This is a genomic window from Streptomyces sp. NPDC053560 (assembly GCF_044544605.1).
Classification (GTDB): domain Bacteria; phylum Actinomycetota; class Actinomycetes; order Streptomycetales; family Streptomycetaceae; genus Streptomyces.
In genome coordinates, this window is the sequence record NZ_JBITXI010000009.1 from 322,578 (window position 1) to 341,644 (window position 19,067).

General features: G+C 73.0%; 16 protein-coding genes. 3 read left to right on the forward strand and 13 right to left on the reverse strand.

The window, feature by feature from the left end; translation table 11 throughout:
• Positions 1 to 59: 59 nt before the first annotated feature.
• The gene (locus ACIGQF_RS23410; RefSeq protein ID WP_399713381.1) at positions 60 to 557 is read left to right on the forward strand and encodes an NUDIX domain-containing protein; all 498 of its coding nucleotides are present in this window, start codon (positions 60 to 62) and stop codon (positions 555 to 557) included.
• Between the two features lie 108 nt (positions 558 to 665).
• Here the strand turns inward: ACIGQF_RS23410 and ACIGQF_RS23415 are convergent, their stop codons facing one another.
• From ACIGQF_RS23415 to ACIGQF_RS23465, 11 genes are all read right to left on the reverse strand, one after another.
• A complete protein-coding gene (locus tag ACIGQF_RS23415) occupies positions 666 to 1,196 on the reverse strand; it encodes a methylated-DNA--[protein]-cysteine S-methyltransferase (RefSeq protein ID WP_399713383.1) in 531 nt (176 codons plus the stop codon).
• Between the two features lie 10 nt (positions 1,197 to 1,206).
• Entirely contained in the window at positions 1,207 to 2,715 is a 1,509-nt protein-coding gene (locus ACIGQF_RS23420; RefSeq protein ID WP_399713386.1) for an AlkA N-terminal domain-containing protein, read from the reverse strand.
• A gap of 165 nt (positions 2,716 to 2,880) precedes the next feature.
• Entirely contained in the window at positions 2,881 to 3,450 is a 570-nt protein-coding gene (locus ACIGQF_RS23425) for an O-acetyl-ADP-ribose deacetylase (RefSeq protein ID WP_399713389.1), read from the reverse strand.
• Positions 3,451 to 3,501: 51 nt separating this feature from the next.
• Complete coding sequence (locus ACIGQF_RS23430; RefSeq protein WP_399713616.1) at positions 3,502 to 4,914, reverse strand: phytoene desaturase family protein; 1,413 nt, start codon at positions 4,912 to 4,914, stop codon at positions 3,502 to 3,504.
• 48 nt (positions 4,915 to 4,962) lie between these two features.
• Positions 4,963 to 5,799 carry an inositol monophosphatase family protein gene (locus ACIGQF_RS23435; protein WP_399713619.1) on the reverse strand — a complete coding sequence of 279 codons (837 nt, stop codon included), beginning with the start codon at positions 5,797 to 5,799 and terminating at the stop codon, positions 4,963 to 4,965.
• A gap of 254 nt (positions 5,800 to 6,053) precedes the next feature.
• The gene (locus ACIGQF_RS23440) at positions 6,054 to 7,934 is read right to left on the reverse strand and encodes a gamma-glutamyltransferase family protein (protein WP_399713392.1); all 1,881 of its coding nucleotides are present in this window, start codon (positions 7,932 to 7,934) and stop codon (positions 6,054 to 6,056) included.
• 112 nt (positions 7,935 to 8,046) lie between these two features.
• Positions 8,047 to 8,970, reverse strand: a complete 924-nt coding sequence (locus tag ACIGQF_RS23445; RefSeq protein WP_399713621.1) for an ABC transporter ATP-binding protein — start codon at positions 8,968 to 8,970, stop codon at positions 8,047 to 8,049.
• A gap of 92 nt (positions 8,971 to 9,062) precedes the next feature.
• A complete protein-coding gene (locus ACIGQF_RS23450; protein ID WP_399713395.1) occupies positions 9,063 to 10,094 on the reverse strand; it encodes an ABC transporter ATP-binding protein in 1,032 nt (343 codons plus the stop codon).
• Complete coding sequence (locus ACIGQF_RS23455) at positions 10,091 to 11,017, reverse strand: ABC transporter permease (protein ID WP_399713398.1); 927 nt, start codon at positions 11,015 to 11,017, stop codon at positions 10,091 to 10,093. Before ACIGQF_RS23455 ends, ACIGQF_RS23450 begins: the two co-directional genes overlap by 4 nt.
• Entirely contained in the window at positions 11,014 to 11,967 is a 954-nt protein-coding gene (locus tag ACIGQF_RS23460) for an ABC transporter permease (RefSeq protein ID WP_399713402.1), read from the reverse strand. The genes ACIGQF_RS23455 and ACIGQF_RS23460 overlap by 4 nt, the downstream gene beginning before the upstream one ends.
• 28 nt (positions 11,968 to 11,995) lie before the next feature.
• Positions 11,996 to 13,597, reverse strand: coding sequence for an ABC transporter substrate-binding protein (locus ACIGQF_RS23465; RefSeq protein WP_399713404.1), 1,602 nt, complete (start codon positions 13,595 to 13,597; stop codon positions 11,996 to 11,998).
• A gap of 264 nt (positions 13,598 to 13,861) precedes the next feature.
• On the opposite strand from ACIGQF_RS23465, the gene ACIGQF_RS23470 reads away from it, so the two are divergent.
• Both ACIGQF_RS23470 and ACIGQF_RS23475 read left to right on the forward strand, forming a co-directional pair.
• On the forward strand, positions 13,862 to 14,629 hold the full coding sequence (locus ACIGQF_RS23470) for an SIR2 family NAD-dependent protein deacylase (RefSeq protein ID WP_399713407.1): 768 nt from the start codon (positions 13,862 to 13,864) through the stop codon (positions 14,627 to 14,629).
• Between the two features lie 450 nt (positions 14,630 to 15,079).
• Positions 15,080 to 16,147 carry a biotin/lipoate A/B protein ligase family protein gene (locus ACIGQF_RS23475; RefSeq protein ID WP_399713624.1) on the forward strand — a complete coding sequence of 356 codons (1,068 nt, stop codon included), beginning with the start codon at positions 15,080 to 15,082 and terminating at the stop codon, positions 16,145 to 16,147.
• A gap of 1,044 nt (positions 16,148 to 17,191) precedes the next feature.
• On the opposite strand, the gene ACIGQF_RS23480 is transcribed toward ACIGQF_RS23475, so the two are convergent.
• Entirely contained in the window at positions 17,192 to 17,395 is a 204-nt protein-coding gene (locus ACIGQF_RS23480) for a cold-shock protein (protein ID WP_399713409.1), read from the reverse strand.
• Positions 17,396 to 18,571: 1,176 nt separating this feature from the next.
• The gene (locus tag ACIGQF_RS23485; protein ID WP_399713413.1) at positions 18,572 to 18,916 is read right to left on the reverse strand and encodes a MerR family transcriptional regulator; all 345 of its coding nucleotides are present in this window, start codon (positions 18,914 to 18,916) and stop codon (positions 18,572 to 18,574) included.
• Between the last annotated feature and the right edge of the window lie 151 nt (positions 18,917 to 19,067).

Sequence of the window (19,067 nt, forward strand, 5' to 3'; positions counted from 1 at the left end):
GGTACGGGTGGGACCCATGGTGCCCACGGCGCGCCCGGTCGTGGCGTTAGGCTCGCGGAGTGACCTTGGATTACGCCGCATACATCGCCAGCCTGCCCCGGGTCCTCGCCGGCGCGGGCACCGTCTTCCGTGCCGCGGACGGGCGCGTCCTCCTCGTCGAGCCCAACTACCGCGACACCTGGGTCCTGCCCGGCGGGACGGTGGAGTCCGACCAGGACGAGTCGCCGCGGCAGGCGGCCCGCCGGGAGACCGCCGAGGAGATCGGCCTGGACCTGGAACCCGGCCAACTGCTGGTCGTCGACTGGGTGCGCGGGCCGCAGCGTCCGCCGCTGGTGTCGTACCTCTTCGACGGCGGAGTGCTGGACGAGGAGCAGTTCGCCGCGATCCGCCTCCAGGAGGAGGAGCTGCTCTCCTGGCGCCTGGTGGCCCCGGAGGAGCTGGACTCGTACGTGGACGCACGGATGGCGCTGCGGCTCGGCGCCGCGCTGCGGGCCCTCGCGGACGGCCGCGGCCCGGCCGAACTGGAGGACGGCGTACCGCCGCAGCGCTCGGCGTAGGCCGTGCGGCCGCGCGGGGACCTGGGCCGACGGCCCGCCGCCGGACGGCGGCCGCGCCGCTTCGGACCGGGGGCCCCGCGCCACTTCGGGCGGGCGTCCCGCGCCACTTCAGACCAGGGTCCCGCCCCGCTCGAAGTCCAGCAGGTGGCGCTTGCGTTCCAGGCCGCCGCCGTAGCCGGTCAGGCCGCCGCCCGTGCCGACGACGCGGTGGCAGGGGACGATGATCCCGATCGGGTTCTTGCCATTGGCCAGCCCCACGGCGCGGGCCGCCGACGGCTTGCCGAGCCGGTCGGCCAGCGCGCCGTACGAGACGGTCGCGCCGTACGGGATCTCGCACAGCGCCGCCCACACGCGCTGCTGGAACGGCGTGCCGTCGAGGCGGAGCGGCAGGTCGAAGACGGTCAGTTCACCGGCGAAGTAGGCGCGGAGCTGCGCGATCGTGGTGGCGAAGGGCTCGGCACCGGGCTCCTCCGGGTGCCCGAAGGACTCCTGCGGCGGCCGGTGCCGCTGGTCGGTCATGTACAGGCCGGTGAGCGCGCCGTCCCGGGCGACCAGGGTGAGCGGCCCGACCGGCGTGCCGGCCATGACGGTGTGCGTGGTCACGGACGTGGTGCTGATGGCTGTGCTGCGGACAGACATGGTGCTTCCCTCAGTCGGCGGGGAGGTGGTTGATCGGGTGGTCGTCGGTGGCCCAGAGGTACTGGACCGCGTAGGCGCGCCACGGGCGCCAGGCGGCGGCCCGGGCGAGCAGGGCGGCCGGCGTGCCGGGCAGCCCCAGGCCCTGCGCCGCGCGGCGCACGCCGAGGTCGGTGGCGGTGAACGCGTCGGGGTCGCCGAGCGCCCGCATCGCGATGCACTCGACGGTCCAGGGGCCGAAGCCGGGCAGCGCGGCGAGCGCGGCTCGGGCCTGCTCGCGGTCGCCGCCGGGCCCGAGTTGCAGCTCTCCGGCGGCCAGCGCGGCGATCAGGCCGGTGAGCGTGGCCCGCCGGGTACGGGGCATCGCGAGCGTCTCCGGGTCGAGCCCGGCCAGCGCTGCGGGGCTCGGAAAGAGATGGGTGAGCCCGCCTTCGGGGTCGTCGATCCGCTCCCCGTGGGCGGCGGTCAGCCGTCCCGCGTGCGTACGGGCCGCGGCCGTCGAGACCTGCTGCCCGATCACCGCGCGTACGGCGAACTCGTCGGCGTCCACGGTGCGCGGCACCCGCCGCCCGGGCGCCTTCGCGACGAGCGGCGCCAGCACCGGGTCCACCGCCAGCAGCCCGTCCACCGCTTCGGGGTCGGCGTCCAGGTCGAGCATCCGCCGGCAGCGCGCGATGGCGCCCGCGAGGTCCCGCAGGTCGGTCAGGGACAGCCGGCAGTCGATGTGGTCGGGGCGCGGGGTGAGCGCCACGATGCCGTGCCCGTACGGGAGGCGCAGTGTGCGGCGGTAGGCGCCGTCCCGCCACTCCTCCACACCGGGTACGGCCGTGGCGGCGAGGTGCCCGAAGAGGTTGTCCGGGCACAGCGGCTTACGGAAGGGGAGGCGGAGGGTGAGCGTGGTCGGGGCCGGGGAGTCCGCCGCCCCGGGCTGCGGGCCCTGCACGGCGGCCGGGCGCGCGGGCCGTACCCGCTGCCGCAGCTCGCTCGGCGACAGCGCGAAGACCTCCCGCACGGTGTCGTTGAAGGTACGGATGCTGGCGAACCCCGCGGCGAACGCGATCTCCGCCATCGGCAGCGCGGTGGTCTCGATGAGCAGCCGCGCGGTCTGGGCGCGCTGGGCCCGCGCGAGGGCGAGCGGCCCGGCGCCCAGCTCGGCCAGCAGCTGACGCTCGACCTGCCGCGGGCTGTACCCGAGGCGCGCGGCCAGGCCCGGTACCCCGTCCCGGTCCACGACCCCGTCGCCGATCAGCCGCATCGCCCGCGCGACCAGGTCGGCGCGCTCGTCCCACTGCGGTGAGCCGGGCGCCGCGTCCGGCCGGCACCGCTTGCACGCCCGGAACCCGGCCTGCTGCGCGGCCGCTGCGCTCGGGTAGAAGCGCATGTTCGCCGGCTTGGGCGGGACCACCGGGCAGCTGGGCCGGCAGTAGATCTTCGTCGTGGTGACGGCGGTGAAGAACCACCCGTCGAAACGGGCGTCCTTGGACTGCACGGCGCGTACGCACCGCTCGGTGTCGGTGTGCATACCTCAAGGATTCCGCAGGCGGCGACGGGTGGCTGGCGAAAATCCGACATGGACGTGAGCGCCCGGCGCCGCACCGTGCCGCCCTTCCGACGCCGCCGCCCCCGGCGGCGCCCGGCGTACCGTCCCCCCTCCAGCGCCACCGTCCCCGGCGCTCCCGGCGTGCCGTCACCCCGCCAGCGCCGCCGCGAACGCCTCCCTGGTCCGCTCGTCGAACGCCACGAACCGCACCTCCTCGAACCCCTGCCCGCCCTCATCGGCGGCCCCGGCGGCGAGCACTTCCCGCACGGTCCGGACCGCAATCCGTGCCCCGTCGTCGAGCGGCCAGCCGTACACCCCCGTCGAGATCGCGGGGAACGCCACCGTCCGCGCACCCAGCCCCGCCGCCACCCCCAACGACTCCCGGTAGCAGGAGGCGAGCACCGCCGACCGGTCCTCCTCCCGCGAGTACACGGGCCCCACCGTGTGCACCACCCACCGCGCCGGCAGCTCCCCCGCGGTGGTAGCGACGGCCTGCCCGGTCGGCAGCCCACGCCCGTACCGGGAAGCCCGCAGCGCCCGGCACTCCTCCAGGATCCGCGGCCCACCCTTCCGGTGAATCGCCCCGTCCACTCCCCCACCGCCCAGCAGCGAGGAGTTGGCGGCATTCACCACCACGTCCACATTCTGCTCGGTGATGTCCCCCAGAACGAGCGACAACCGCCCGCCCTCGTCGTACGTGCCTTCGGTCTTACTCATAGGGGCATCATGGCGCAGCGGACGTGCCCGCCGCAGGCTGCGGGGTTCCCGTTACCGCCGTGTCTCCCTGATGCGGCGCCACGCCGCCCGGGCCGCGTTGTGGCCGCACATGCCGTGGACGCCGCCGCCCGGTGGGGTGGCGGAGGAGCAGAGGAAGACGGCGGGGTGGGAGGTGGCGTACGGGATGCGGCGGGGCTTGGGGCGGAACAGGGTCTGGAGGCCGGAGAAGGAGCCGACGCCGATGTCGCCGCCGACGTAGTTGGCGTTGCGCGCGGCCAGTTCGGGCGGGCCGGCGGTCGCGCGGGCCAGGACGAGGTCGCGGAAGCCGGGGGCGAAGCGTTCCAGCTGGGCCTCGACGGCGTCGGTGAGGTTGCCCGTCCAGCCGTTCGGGGCGTGGCCGTACGCCCAGAAGGTGTGCTTGCCCTCGGGGGCGCGGCTCGGGTCGGTCAGGGTCGGCTGCGAGGTGATGAGGAAGGGGCGTTCGGGGGCGCGGCCCTGGTGGACGTCGCGGAGCGCCTGGCCGATGTCGCCGGCGGTCGGGCCCACATGGACCGTGCCCGCCCGGCGGGCTTCCTTCGAGGTCCAGGGGACGGGGCCGGAGAGGGCGTAGTCGATCTTGAAGGCGGAGGGGCCGTAGCGGTACCTGCTGAAGGCGTTGCCGAGCCCCGCGATGCGGGCCAGCGCCGTCGGCGAGGTGTCGAAGATGTACGCGCGGGCGGGCGGCAGGTCGTCCAGCCGCTTGACCTCGTAGTCCGTGTGGATCTCGCCGCCCTGGTCGCGCAGGTACCCGGCCAGCGCGTCGGGGATGGCCTGCGAACCGCCGCGCGCGATGGGCCAGCCGTAGGCGTGCGCGGCCAGCACGAAGGTCAGGGCGATGGCGCCGGTGGCGATCCCGGAGAGGGGGTGGATGACGTGGGCCGCGCAGCCGGCGAGCACAGCGCGTGCTTTCTCGTCGCGGAAGCGGCTGTTGAGCACGGTCACCGGGGGGACGCCGGCCAGGCCGAAGCGGGCCAGCGTCACCGGGTCGCGGGGGAACCCCTCCAGGACGCCGCGCATCATGTCCCGCGCGAGCGTGTCCCACTTGCCGCGGAAGGGTTCGACCAGACGGCGGTACGCGCCGGCGTCGCGGACGCCGAGGGACCTCGCGGTCTCGCCCACGGAGCGGGCAAGCACCGCGGCGCTGCCGTCCGGGAAGGGGTGGGCCATGGGGAGTTCGGGGTGCAGCCACTCCAGGCCATAGCGCTCCAGGGGGAGGGCGCGGAAGGCGGGCGAGCCGATCCCGGTCGGGTGGACGGCCGAGCACGGGTCGTGCCGGAAGCCCGGCAGGGTCAGCTCCTCCGTACGGGCGCCGCCTCCGATGGTGTCCCGGGCCTCGAAGACCTCGACGGACATGCCCCGGCGGGCCAGTTCGACCGCCGCGGTCAGGCCGTTCGGTCCGGCCCCGATCACCACGGCATCGAGCATCGTCGGCACCTGCGCCACTCCCCTCGTGTCGACCCTCGCCGTCGAGGATCAGCCGGCGGCCGCCAGCAGGTCGAGGATACGCCGGGCGGTGGCCGCGTCCCGCGCCGCGGTGAACGGCAGGGTGTTACCGCCGGATATCCGGAACGGCGCGCCGGAGAGAGTCGCGCTGCTGCCGCCCGCTTCGTGGACGAGCAGCAGGCCCGCAGCGTGGTCCCAGGGGTTCTCCCACGTGAAGGCGATGGCCTCCAGGGTGCCGCGGGCGATGGCGAGGTACTCCAGGCCCGCCGAGCCGCAGGGGCGCGGCGCGATGCCCTCGCAGGCCAGCCCGGACAGTGCCTTCTTCTCCGCGACGGTGGTGAAGTCGTGGTGCGACATGGCGACTTCGAGGGTCTTGCCCTCGTGCGGCGAACCGGAGCGCAGCCGGCGGCCGTTCAGCCGGGCGCCGGCACCGCGGACCGCGACGGCCATCTCGTCCAGCGCGGGCGCGTACGTCCAGGAGGCCAGCAGCTCGCCGCGGTACGCGAGCGCGACCAGGGTCGCGAAGCCGGGGTCGCCGTGCACGAACTGCCGGGTGCCGTCGACCGGGTCGACGATCCACACGGGCGCGTCGCCGCGCAGCGCCTCCAGGACCGCGGGGTCGGCGTGCACCGCTTCCTCGCCCACCACGGCCGAGCCGGGGAGCAGCGCCTTCAGAGCGGCAGTGAGGTGTTCCTCGGCCCGCCGGTCGGCGATGGTGACCAGGTCGTGCGGGCCGTTCTTCTCGACCACCTCGTGGGCGGCGAGCTGCCGGAAGCGGGGCAGGATCTCCGCCGCCGCTGCCTCACGGACGGCCTTCTCGACGCCGTCCGGGTCGACCGCGGCGAGCACCGCGTCGGCCGTCGTCATGGCGGTCGCGCCGGCCGTCCCGGCCGCCGTCATGTCCGTGCTGTCCGCCCTGTCCGTCCTGTCGTCGTTGTTTGCAGGAATCGCAGGAATTGCTTCGATCATGTCTCCATGGAAACACGGGCCACTGACACGACATCTGGAATGCAGGTGAACCGCGGGTGAAGCGGCTCGGGCGGGCGGCCACCGCGCCGCGGCACACATGAGCGACGGCCCGCCGCGGCACGGAGATGCCGGCGGCGGGCCGTCCCGGGGGCTCAGCGCCCGACGGCGTACCCCTGCATGCCGCGCGGGTTCGCGCCCGCGGAGAGCACGCCGGTCTCCGGGTCGCGGGCGACCGCGCAGAGGCGCCCCTCGGACCAGGCGTCACCCACGGTCACGTCGTGACCACGTGCCCGCAGTCCCTCGACGACCTCGCCGCCGATCCGGGACTCCACGGTCACGCTGCCGGGCCGCATGGCACGCGGGAAGAACGACCCCGGGAAGGAGTCGGTGTGCCAGTTCGGCGCGTCGATGGCCCCCTGGAGGTCCAGCCCGCCGCGTACGGGGGCCCGCTCCGCCACGGCCAGGAAGAAGTGCAGCTGCCACTGGTCCTGCTGGTCGCCACCGGGCGTACCGAAGGCCATCACCGGCACCCCGTCGCGCAGCGCGAGGGACGGCGTCAGGGTGGTGCGGGGGCGGCGGCCCGGGGTGAGGGAGTTCGGCAGTCCCTCCTCCAGCCAGGCCATCTGCAGGCGCGTGCCGAGCGGGAACCCGAGGCCGGGGATCACCGGGTTGGACTGGAGCCAGCCGCCGGAGGGCGTCGCCGAGACCATGTTGCCCCAGCGGTCGACGACGTCGATGTGGCAGGTGTCGCCTCGGGTGGCCCCGCTGCGGTCCACCTCGGGGGCGACGGCGGGCGGGGCCCCCGCCTCCCGTGCCGCGGCGCCGGCTCCCGTCCCCTTCGCCACGGTGGGCTCGCCCGCGCCGCTCCCGGACACGCCGAGCGCATCGAAGCCGGCCGCCCCCGAGGCCACCGCCGCCGCGTGCTTGCTGAGGCGCGGGACTCGGCCCTCGGGGCGGCCGGGACGCAGCTCGTAAGAGGCGGTGCCGTCGATCAGCGCCCGGCGCTCGGCGTTGTACTCCGGGGAGAGCAGCGTCTCCACCGGTACCTCGTCGGCGCCGTCCGCGTCGCCGTACCAGGCCTCGCGGTCGGCCATGGCCAGCTTGGTGCCCTCGATGAGGGTGTGGACGTAGTCGGGGCTTCCGTGGGCGGGCAGCTCTTCGGGGAGCAGCGCGAGCTGCTGGAGGAAGGCCGGGCCCTGGGACCAGGCGCCGGCCTTGGCGACGGTCCAGCCGTTCCGGTCGTACGTCACCGGCGCCTCGTACGTGGCCCGGAAGGCGGCCAGGTCGTCGCCGGTCAGGGTGCCCGCGTGCCGCTCGCCGGAGGTGTCCATGGCCGGGCGCGCGGCGAAGGCCGCCATCGCCTCGCCGATGAAGCCCTCGCGCCAGATCCGGCGGGCCGCGTCGATCTGCGCCTCGCGCCCGGTGCCGGCGGCCCCGGCCTCGCGGATCAGCCGCTCCCAGGTGTCGGCGAGCGGCTCGTTCCGCAGCAGCCCGCCGGGGGCCACGGAACGGCCGCCGGGCAGGTACACCTCGGCCGAGGTCGTCCACTCGTTCTCGAAGAGCTCGCGGACGGTCTCCACGGTCTCGCCGACGCGTTCGACGGCGGGGTGACCGTGACGCGCGTACCCGATGGCGTACGACAGGACCTCGGCGAGCGTCTTCGTGCCGTGGTCGCGGAGCAGCACCATCCAGGCGTCGAACGCGCCCGGCACGGCGGCGGCGAGCGGGCCCGTACCGGGGACGAGGTCGAGGCCGAGGGAGGTGTAATGCGCGACGGTGGCGCCGGCCGGGGCCGGGCCCTGGCCGCACAGCACCCGTACGGGGCCGTCGGCCGGGGCCAGGATGATCGGGACCTCGCCGGCCGGGCCGTTCAGGTGGGGCTCGACGACGTGCAGCACGAAGCCGGCGGCGACCGCGGCGTCGTAGGCGTTGCCGCCGCCCTCCAGGACCGCCATGGCGGACTGGGACGCCAGCCAGTGGGTGGAGGAGGCCATCCCGAATGTTCCGTTGAGGGTGGGGCGAGTGGTGAACAAGCTTGCTCCTGTCGGTGGCTCGGTGCGGGTGATGCTGTGGCTCGCCGGGATCGCGCTGCGGGCTCGTCCTCAATCTCCCCCGGCCAACGCTGGGAGGTGCCCCCGGGCGGGCTCAATTTGCCAGGTGGCAGGCCACCCTGCGGCTGCCGGGCAGCTCCCGCAGTTCGGGCGAATCCGTCCGGCAGCGGTCCACCGCCACCGGGCAGCGGGTGTGGAAGTGGCAGCCCGGGGGCGGGGTGAGGGGGCTCGGGAGGTCGCCGCTGAGGACGATGCGTTCGCGGGTGCGCTGGAGGGCGGGGTCCGGTACCGGGGCCGCGGAGAGGAGCGCCTGCGTGTACGGGTGCAGGGGCTCGGCGAACAGCCCGGCCGTGGGGGCCTCCTCGACGATGCGGCCCAGGTACATCACGGCGATGCGGTCCGCCAGGAACTCCACGGCGGCCAGGTCGTGGGTGATGAACAGGCAGCCGAAGCCGCGGTCCCGCTGGAGGTCGGCGAGGAGGTTGAGGACCGAGGCCTGGACGGAGACGTCCAGCGCGGAGGTCGGCTCGTCGGCGATCAGCAGGTCCGGGCCGACGGAGAGCGCGCGGGCGAGCGAGATGCGCTGGCGCTGGCCTCCGGACAGCTCGTGCGGGTGCCGGTCGGCGTGTTCGGGGCGCAGCCCGACCTGGCCGAGCAGCTCCTCGACCCGGGCCCGCAGGCCGGAGCGCGGGACGAGGCGGTGCAGCCGCAGCGGCTCGGCCACGATCTGCCCGATGGTCATGCGCGGGTCGAGCGAGGAGGACGGGTCCTGGAAGACCAGGTGCATGTCGGTGCGGAGCGGGCGCAGGGCGCGGCGCGACAGGTGGGTGATGTCGGTGCCCTTGAGGGCGATACGGCCGCCGGTCGGCTCGTCCAGGCGGACCACGCAGCGGCCGACGGTGGACTTGCCGCTGCCGGACTCCCCCACCAGGCCGAGGACTTCGCCGCGCCCGATGGTGAGGCTGACGCCGTCCACGGCCCGTACGGTGCCGCCGGGGGTGGTGAAGTGGCGCTCCATGTCGCGCACTTCGAGGACGGGCGCGGCGCCCGCTTCGTGTACGGAGGTGCCCGGCCCTTCCTCGCGCGGTGCCGGGGTCTCCTGTACGGCGCTCATCGGGCGGCCTCCTCGGGTGCGGGGGCGGGGTCGGGGTGCCAGCACGCGACCCGGTGACCCGCCTCGGGCGTCAGCACGGGCCGCGCGGTGCCGCACCGTTCGTCCGCGTGCGCGCAGCGCTCGGCGAAGGTGCAGGCGTCCGGCTGGACGGTCAGGCTCGGGACCAGCCCCGGGATCTCCGGCAGCCGGCGCTTCCCCTCCTGGCCGGGCCGGAGTACGGCGCCGAGCAGGCCGCGGGTGTACGGGTGCCGGGGCGCGGTGAACAGCTCGTCCACCGGGGCCTGTTCGACGGCCCGGCCCGCGTACATCACCAGCACCCGGTCCGCGGCGTCGGCGACGACGCCCAGGTCGTGGGTGATCAGGACGATGGCGGTACCGAGACGTTCGCGCAGCGACTGGAGGACTTCGAGGATGCCGGCCTGGACGGTGACGTCCAGCGCGGTGGTCGGTTCGTCGGCGATGAGGACGGCCGGGTCGCAGGCCACCGCGATGGCGATCATCACGCGCTGGCGCATGCCGCCGCTGAGCTGGTGCGGGTACTCCGCCACCCGGCGTTCCGGCGCGGGGATGCCGACCAGCGCGAGCAGCTCGACGGCCCTCTCCCCGGCCTCCTTGCGGCTGAGGCCCTGGTGGCGGCGGAGCACCTCACCGATCTGCCGGCCGATGGTGAGGACCGGGTTCAGCGAGGTCATCGGCTCCTGGAAGATCATGGCGAGGTCCTTGCCACGGACCGCCGCCAGCTCCTTCTCCCCCGCCCCGGCCAGTTCCCGGCCGCCGAGCCGTACGGACCCGGTGACGGTCGCACTGGACGGCAGCAGGCCCATGACGGCCATGGAGGTGACCGACTTGCCGCAGCCGGACTCGCCGACGATCGCGAGCACCTCACCGGCCGCCACCTCGTACGACAGGGAGTCGACGGCGTGCACGGTACGGGTGTCGGAGCGGAAGGAGACGGACAGGTCGCGGACGCTCAGTACGGGCGTTTCGGGCGTGCGAGGCGCGAGGTCCATGGGATGCGCGGTGCTCATCGGGTGGCTCCACGGGGGTCGAGGACGTCCCGCAGGCCGTCGCCGAGCAGGTTGAAGGCCAGCGTCGCGGCGACGATGGCGAGGCCGGGGAAGACCGCCAGCCAGGGCGCGGGGCCGAGGAAGGGCTGGGCGCCGGAGAGCATCACACCGAGCGAGGGAGCCGGGGGCTGGACGCCGAGGCCGAGAAAGCTCAGCAGCGCCTCGCTGATGATCGCGGCGGGGATGCCGACCGTGGCCTGGACGATCAGCGCGGAGGTGGCGTTGGGCAGGATGTGCCGGAAGAGGACGGTGCCGTCACCGCCGCCGTTGACCAGCGCGGCGCCCACGTAGTCCAGGTGTTTCAGGCGCAGCGTCTCGGCGCGGGCGATACGGATCACCGCCGGCACCTGCGAGATGCCGATGGCGATGGTGGCGTTGAGCAGGGAAGGACCGAGGATCGCCGCGAGGCCGACGGCCAGGACGAGGAAGGGAAAGGCGAGCAGGGTGTCGGTGAGCCGGGAGACGGCCGAGTCGGCGTACTTGCCGTAGAACCCCGCGGCCAGGCCCAGTGGTACGCCGACGAGGAAGGCGAGCAGTACCGCGAGCAGGCCCACCTGCATGGACGCGCGGGCGCCGTGGACCACCCGGGAGAGCTGGTCGCGGCCGAGGTCGTCGGTGCCGAGCCAGTGCGCCCAGGAGGGCGGCGCGAGGGCCGAGCCGAAGTCGGGCTGCGCGGGGTCGTAGGGGGCGATCAGCGGGGCGCAGAGCGCGGCCAGCACGAAGACAGCGGCGATCACGGCACCGGTGAGCGCGAGCCGGTTCCTGCGCAGGGCGCGCAGCCGGGTGCGCAGGGTGCCGGGGCGGGGCGCGGCGGCGGGCCCGTCCGGAGCGGCCGGGGTGTCCGTGGCGCCGGAGGCGGTGGTGGTGTCCGGGGTGGCTGTCATCGTGCGCCTCCGAGCCGGATCCGCGGGTCGATGACCGAATAGAGCACATCGACCGCGAGGTTGACGAGGATGTAGGCGGCGGAGGTGCACAGCACCACGCCCTGGAGCATCGTGTAGTCGCGGGTGAAGACCGCGTCGATGGTGAGCTTGCCGAAGCCGGGCAGGACGAAGATCTGCTCGGTGACGACGGCGCCGGAGATCAGGTGGCCGAGCTGGAGACCGAGCACGGTCACCACCGTCACCAGGCTGTTGCGCAGCGCGTGCCCGCCGACGACCTGGCGGCGCGAGAGGCCCTTGGCGCGCGCTGTGCGCACGTAGTCCGCCGAGAGGTTGTCGAGCATCGCGCCGCGGGTCTGCCGCATCACGACGGCCGCGAGCCCGGAGCCGAGGACGACGGCGGGCAGGACCATGCGCCGCAGGTTGTCCAGCGGGTCGGTGCCGAAGGGCACGTAGCCGGAGGCCGCGAAGACCGGTACGGCGATGGCGAAGGCCAGCACGAGGACGATGCCGAGCCAGAAGGTGGGGACGGAGAGCCCCAGCAGGGCGACGGCGTTGGCCAGCCACTCGGTCGTACTGCCGCGCCGGACGGCCGCGAGCACGCCCGCGCCGATACCGAGGACGACGGCCAGGAGGAGGGAGAGCGCGGCCAGTTCGAGCGTGACCGGGAGAGCGCTGAGGATGGAGTCCAGGACGGGCAGGCCGGTGCGGGCCGAGGTACCGAGGTCGCCGGTGAGGGCGTGCCCGACGAACCGGCCGTACTGGACCACGATGTTGTCGTTGAGGCCGTACGCCTCGCGGATCGCGGCGAGCGCCTGCGGGCTGCGCTCCTCGCCGGCCAGCGCGAGGGCCGGGTCGCCGGGCAGGGCACGGATGCCGGCGAAGACGACGACGCTGACGAGGAAGAGGGTGATCAGGGACTGGCGCAGCCGGGTGAGGAGGTAGCGGCTCATCGGGCGCACCCCGCAGCCGTGGAGCAGTTCATCGGACGTACCCCGCATCCTTGACGCGCACCAGGCCGTCGCCGTAGACGCGCACGCCGGCCACGTCCTTCCGTGCCACGACGTAGTTCTTCTGCCGGTAGAGGTAGATCAGGGCGTGCTGGTCCCGGATGCGGTCGGTGAGCTGCCCGTAGATGCGGGCGCGGTCCGCCGTGTCCTGGGTGGTGCGGCCCTCGGCGATCAGCCGGTCGAGGGCCGGGTCGGAGATGCCGTAGGTGTTCATGGCGCCGGCGGTGCCGACGAAGGAGGCGATGTTGCCGTCCGGGTCGAGCCGCCCGGACCAGCCGCTGACGTACGCCTCGAAGTTCCCGGCGTCGGTCTCCTCCAGGAGCGTGGCGTACTCCACGGGCCGCAGCCGTACGTCGAAGCCGGCCTCGCGGGCCATCGCCTGGATCACCTGGCCGAGCCGGCTGTCCTCGGGCGAGGTGGAGACCTTCAGTTCGAGCGGGACGGGGAGCTTGACGCCGGCCTTCTTCAACAGCCGCTTGGCGCGCGGCAGATCGCGCGGCGGGCAGTCGGCCCTGCCCGGCGCGATGGCCGACTCGGGCGAGACGGGGCCGCAGGCCGGGTCGTACATGCCCTGGAAGACGACCTTGTTGATCACTTCGCGGTCCAGGGAGAGCGCGAAGGCCTCGCGGACGCGGGGTTCGCGGGCGATCACGGTGTTCAGCCTGCCGGGCTTCTGCCCTGTGCCGTGCACGTTGCCGGTGTTGAAGCCGAGGCCCTGGTAGCCGAGCGAGGGCGAGTTGAAGAGCTGGAGCTTGGACTCGGTGAGCGAGCTGCGCACCTCCACCGGGCCCATCTGGTCGCCGACCTGGACGTCACCGGAGCGGAGGTTGGCCAGCCGGACGTTGCCGTCGGTGATCGTCTTGTAGACGACGCGGTCCAGTCGGACCTTGTCCGCGTCGTAGTAGCGCGGGTCCTTGGCGAGGACGATGCGGTCACCCGCGACGCGTTCGACGTACTTGAACGGGCCGACGCAGGACGGGTGGTTGGTGAAGTTCTTGCCGTACTTCTTCAGCGCCTTCGGGGACATGACCATCCCCGCGCGGTCCGCGAGCACGCCGGTGAGCGGGACGTACGGCTCCTTGAGGCGGATGCGGACGGTGTACGGGCCGGCCGCCTCGGCCTTGACCAGCGGGCCGAGTTCGGTGGCGCGGGCGGAGCCGGGCAGGGTGCGGTGGCGTTCGAGGGAGCGGGCGACGGCAGCCGCGTCGAGGTGCGTGCCGTCGCTGAAGGTCAGGCCGTGGCGCACCGTGAGGGTCACGGTCCGGCCGCCGTCCGATGTCTTCGGCAGGGCCGCCGCGAGCTGCGGCACGACCTTGCCGGCGCGGTCGGTGTCGTACAGCTTCTCGCACATGCCGGCGAACACGGTGCGGCCGACGAGGGTCTGGGCGAGGGTCGGGTCGAGCTTGTCGGGGTCGGACTTGAGGGCGACGGTGAGGGTGCCGCCGTCCCGTACGGGGCGCGGATCGGTCATCCGCTCCCCGCCCACCTCGGTGGCGGCCGAGGTCAGCGACCCGCATCCCGTAGCTCCGGCCAGTAGGCCGGCCACCCCCAGAAGAGCCGCTGTTCGGCGCACGTGGCCCTACCTCCCGCATGAATGGTGCAGACGGCGAACGATCAACTTGCGTGAGTGGTGCGAATGTGAACGGTCGACTCGCATGGCGATGCGGTCGAGAACGATCACGACGAGCGAATGCAGCAGACCGTATTTCGCATACAGACGACCGGCAAGAGGTTGTCCCGGATCTTGGGCAGTTTCTGGTTACATCTAAATAACCGGACCCGACAACTCGCCCGTCTCCCCCGCCGGCAGCCGCCCCGCGCTGCGTACGCTGGCCGCATGAGCAGCACGGTCGACTCCCCCGACGACGCGGCCCGGCACCCCCTGGTCGCCCTCCTCAGCGGCGCCGGGATCTCCACCGACTCCGGCATCCCCGACTACCGCGGGCCGAACGGGGTGTGGCGCCGCGACCCCGAGGCCGAGAAGCTCGTCACGTACGACTACTACATGACCGACCCCGAGATCCGGCGCCGGTCCTGGCTGATGCGGCGCGACGGTCCGGCGCTCCGGGCCCGGCCGAACGCCGCGCACGAGGCCGTCACGCGCCTGGAACGCTCCGGAGTCCCCGTCCGCGTCATCACCCAGAACGTCGACGGCCTCCACCAGCTCGCCGGGACCCCCGACCGCAAGGTCCTGGAGCTGCACGGCACCGCGCGCACCGCGCTCTGCACCCAGTGCGGCGCGCGGACCCCGATGACCGAGGCGCTGGCCCGGGTGACCGCCGGCGAGCCGGACCCGAAGTGCCTCGACTGCGGCGGGATCATGAAGTCGGCGACCGTGATGTTCGGCGAGCGGCTGGACCCCGGAGTGCTGGGCGCGGCGGTCACGGTCGCGAAGAACTGCGACGTCTTCGTCGCCGTCGGTACGAGCCTGTCGGTACAGCCCGCCGCCTCGCTCGCGGGCCTGGCCGCCGAGCACGGCGCCCGCCTGATCATCGTCAACGCCGAACCGACCCCGTACGACGCGCTCGCCGACGAGGTCATCCGCGACCCGATCGGTGAGGCGCTCCCCCGGCTGCTCGCCGGTCTGACGCCCGACCGGGACTGATACGGCGCCCCGCGTCAACGCGTACCGAACACCGATGAGTTGCCCCTTGCCGCCGCCGTGGCGCCGTGGCGCCGTGGCGCCGGCGACAGGCTGAGGCACGCGGCCCGAGTACGTGGTGCCGAAGGGCGGACCATCACCATCCGGTGCTACTCCGCGGAGCGCCCCGGCATCGTCTGGTACTGGGGCGGCATCGGGAACGACAGCGCGTTCGGGTACGTGGACGGGAACAGGCGGGAACAGGATGGACACCGGCCAGGGCCCGGATCCGCAGGTCCCTCTCTGCATGGGCTGACGCCCCACGACAGCTGACGCCCCACGACGCCTCACGACACGCCACGCCTCCATGTACCTCGACATCGCCCCCTTTGCCGGGAATGACGGCCCCGGCGATACGGTTGTCCGGGCGGTGGGCCGGTCGGACGGCCCGCGAGGACGTGGAGGGTGAGCGCCGTGCAGAGCAGGCATCACGGTGAGTACAAGGTGCCCGGCGGCAAGCTGGTCGTCGTCGATCTGGACGTCACGGACGGCGCACTGCGCGACGTCCGCGTCGCCGGGGACTTCTTCCTGGAGCCGGACGACGCGCTGCTCGACATCAACGCGGCCCTGGAGGGCGCCCCCGCCGACACCGGCGCCCGGGGTCTGGCCGACCGCATCGAGGCGGCGCTGCCCGCCGGCGTCGCACTGATCGGCTTCACCGCCGAGGCCGTCGGCATCGCGGTACGCCGGGCCGTCGCCCGGGCCACCGACTGGACCGATCACGACTGGCAGATCATCCACGAGCCGCCGCAGGAGCCCGCGCTGCACATGGCGCTGGACGAGGTGCTGACCACCGAGGTCGCCGAGGGGCGGCGCCCGCCGACGCTCCGCGTCTGGGAGTGGGACCGCCCCGCCGTGATCATCGGCAGCTTCCAGTCGCTGCGCAACGAGGTGGACGCGGCGGGCGCCGAGAAGCACGGCATCACGGTCGTCCGCCGGATCAGCGGCGGCGGCGCGATGTTCGTCGAACCGGGCAACACCATCACCTACTCGCTCTGCGTCCCCGAGTCCCTCGTCCACGGCCTCACCTTCGCGGAGAGCTACGCCTACCTCGACGACTGGGTGCTCGCGGCCCTCGGCGACATGGGCATCAACGCCTGGTACAAGCCGCTCAACGACATCGCGACGGACGCCGGGAAGATCGCCGGCGCGGCCCAGAAGCGGATGGTCACCGGCTCCGGGGCCGTGCTCCACCACGTGACGATGTCCTACGACATCGACGCGGACAAGATGGTCGAGGTGCTCCGCATCGGCAAGGAGAAGCTCTCCGACAAGGGCACCACCAGCGCCAAGAAGCGCGTCGACCCGCTCCGCCGCCAGACCGGCCTGCCCCGCGCCGAGGTCATCGCCCGCATGATCACCTCCTTCCGGACCCGCTACGGCGGCACGGACGGCACGGTGACGGACGAGGAGTTCGCGCGCGCACGCGAGCTGGCGACGGAGAAGTTCAGCTCCCCGGAGTGGACGGCGCGGGTGCCATAGGCAACACTCCGCGGAGGCCGACGAACCTCGCGTCCACCTTTTACTGGCTGCACTGAAGCCGACGACCGCGATGCTCGGCCAGTGCGTCACCGAACCGATGAGGACTGACAGGCGCGGCGTTCGGGTTGGTGCGGGGCCGGCGCCGGGCGTTCGATCGAGGTGTCAGCGTCGTCCGCCCGGCGAGGTTGTGGTCAGCGTGCGCCCCCGCCCACGGTGTTCGCCGATGCGTCCGTCAGCGAGTGCGAACGGTTGCGCGGCCTGCTGCGGGGACGAGGACAACTGCCAGTGGGCTCCGCGACTCAGCGTGCTGCCCAGCGGGGCGAGGCCGGAGGCGCGCATCTTGCCTGAGCCCGTGCGACCCCGGCCCGACACATCCAGGCCGGCCAGCGTTGGGCAGCTTGCGGCCCTGGATCGGGAACGGGGCGCTCACGCCGTGAGCGCGGAGCACGGTCTTCAGGCGGTCGGGCATGCCGAGGCCGGCGAACGTCTCGATGGCCGGCAAGGAGGTGGTGTGGGCGACCGGCAGTGCGGACTCCTGCGGGTCGTCCGCGGCGCGCTCCTCACCGGGGCGGTTGGTCTTGGCCGAACCCGAGGGTTCGCCCTGCCGGGTGTCCTTTGCGGGCGGCGGCCATCGCGCCGGAGCCGACGGTACCGCCGTGCGAAAGGGCGGAATCGGTGGTGGTGCGGGCCGTGCGGCTCATGCAGAGCCTTCCGCGGTTCAGCATGTATCAGGGAATTCGCCGCTGCGCTGATGAACCACGCAGCATTCGCAAGATTGAGCCGAAGAAATAACGAAACAGGCGCGGGCTTAAATGGCTGCCGAGTCGTCGTGAAGAGGCACCGGGCCACGGGCCGTGACGAACGCGACCGGTATACGGGCGCGAGGGAGCCGGGGAGGTGCCGGCTCCTGCCGGGGGAAGCGGCAGACGATGTGCCGCTCGCTCGCGCTGCGGGCGGAAGTCCGTCACTGCGGACGGACGTGGATAACGCAACGAGCCGGGGCCGCACGTAGGTGCGTGCCCCGGCTCGTTGTGTGCGTCAGCGTCAGGCGGGAACGATGTTCTCCGCCTGCGGGCCCTTCTGGCCCTGGGTGACGTCGAAGTTCACCTTCTGGCCTTCGAGCAGCTCACGGAAGCCGGCAGCGTTGATGTTCGAGTAGTGGGCGAACACGTCAGCGCCGCCACCGTCCTGCTCGATGAAACCGAAGCCCTTTTCCGCGTTGAACCACTTCACGGTGCCAGTAGCCAAAATATATCTCCTTCGAGGTGCTACCCGGAACCCGCACTGTGCGGGGACCGGAGTTACGCAATGATCACCCTCCGAAAACACCGGAATGCACAGACACTCCGAGGAACCCGGGAGAAATGCTTGAAGCTTCGGGGAACCATCACTGCAACTGACGCAACCGTAGCACGACCACTTCAGGCGAGGCCACATTTTCCCGAAGTGCGTTCGCCGGACAGAAAAACTCACCACGCATACCCCATATATCTGTAACGGCGATTCTAGATATTTCCATCCAGGGGCTGTCGGAATTTCCCAGCGGCCCACTGCCGCGCCCTGCCCACCGCCCCTGAGGGCAGCTTCGCCCGCTTCAGCGCGCTTCTTCTTGGCCCCCTGAAGACAGGGGGGGCGCCCCGGCCCGTCACACAAGGGGCTGCGCGCCTCAGGCATCGGCTGCGAGTCCGCAGGACGCAGTTCTCATCAGCAAGACGGAAGCGCCACGGGAAAACGAAGGGCGACCGTCGAAGCAGCGCACCCGGCTCGTCCCAGCCCTTCGAGGAAGGTCCGGGCGCTCTCGCATGCGACGGCTTCGAAGGCCGCGGAGCGGGCGGGTGCGACGCCGGCGCTCATCGCGTCCACCAGGCCGGTCGCCCCGGTATCCGGGTCACCCATCGCTCGGCGCTGCCTGCGCGGTACTCGTGCCCGTGCCCGGCTTGCGGGCCCTCACCCCCGCGGCGCCCCTGGGCAACCGACCCGCGGTCCGTGGCGATGCGCCGGTATCGTGCCCTTTCACCGGCCGGCGGCATCGTCCCGATCGCCCTTTCCCGCTCGGCGGCAGCAGTGGCGGCCGGACGCCGGCAGCACCGCTCCGGCGGTTTCCCAAAGGCGTCGGTGAGCACTCGTTTTCGACCAACGCCCTCAGCTGTCGGCCCCAGTCAGCCGCAAGCGCTCAGGGCGTCACGCCCTCGCCCTTGGGCCATCGACGCGGTGAACGCGCGAACGAACCCGGGGAACGCCTGCCCCTCATCATTGGAGGAGCACAGCGGCTGTTGGCCCGCCGAGGGTTGCCGTGGCCGGTCGCGCTCACCGCGGCAGACACGCCGGAGCCTGCCCCCTCGGCCGACCGCTGGGAGGGGACAGGCTCGATGCGTGACCGCGGTGGGCAATTGGGGGCCTTGCGCTCCCGCCACCGTCTCGCGGTCAGGCCGGGGTCTGCGGCTGCGGACCGGTGGTCCGGGTGCGCAGTTCCTCGTTGATGCGCTGGGCTTCTTCGAGCTGGTCTTCGAGGATGATGATGCGGCAGGCAGCGTCGATCTGAGTGCCGGCATCGACGAGTTCGCGGGCGCGGGCGGCGATACGCAGCTGGTACCGGGAGTAGCGACGGTGGCCGCCTTCGGAACGCAACGGTGTGATCAGACGGTGCTCGCCGAGGGCGCGGAGGAAGGCGGGGGTGGTGCCGAGCATTTCGGCGGCCCGGCCCATGGTGTAGGCGGGATAATCGTCGTCGTCGAACTTGTCGGCGACGTGGGTACCGCGAGGGGGCATAGACCTCTTCTTTCGGGGACGCGTCGAGGGGGGGGGGGGGGGGGGGGGGCCCCCCCCCCCCCCCCGAGTAAAAAAAAAACACACCCCCACCACCACCCCCCCCGCGTGTAGCGGGTGAGGCCCGGGCGGGCCCGGGGGCCGGGGCGGCGCG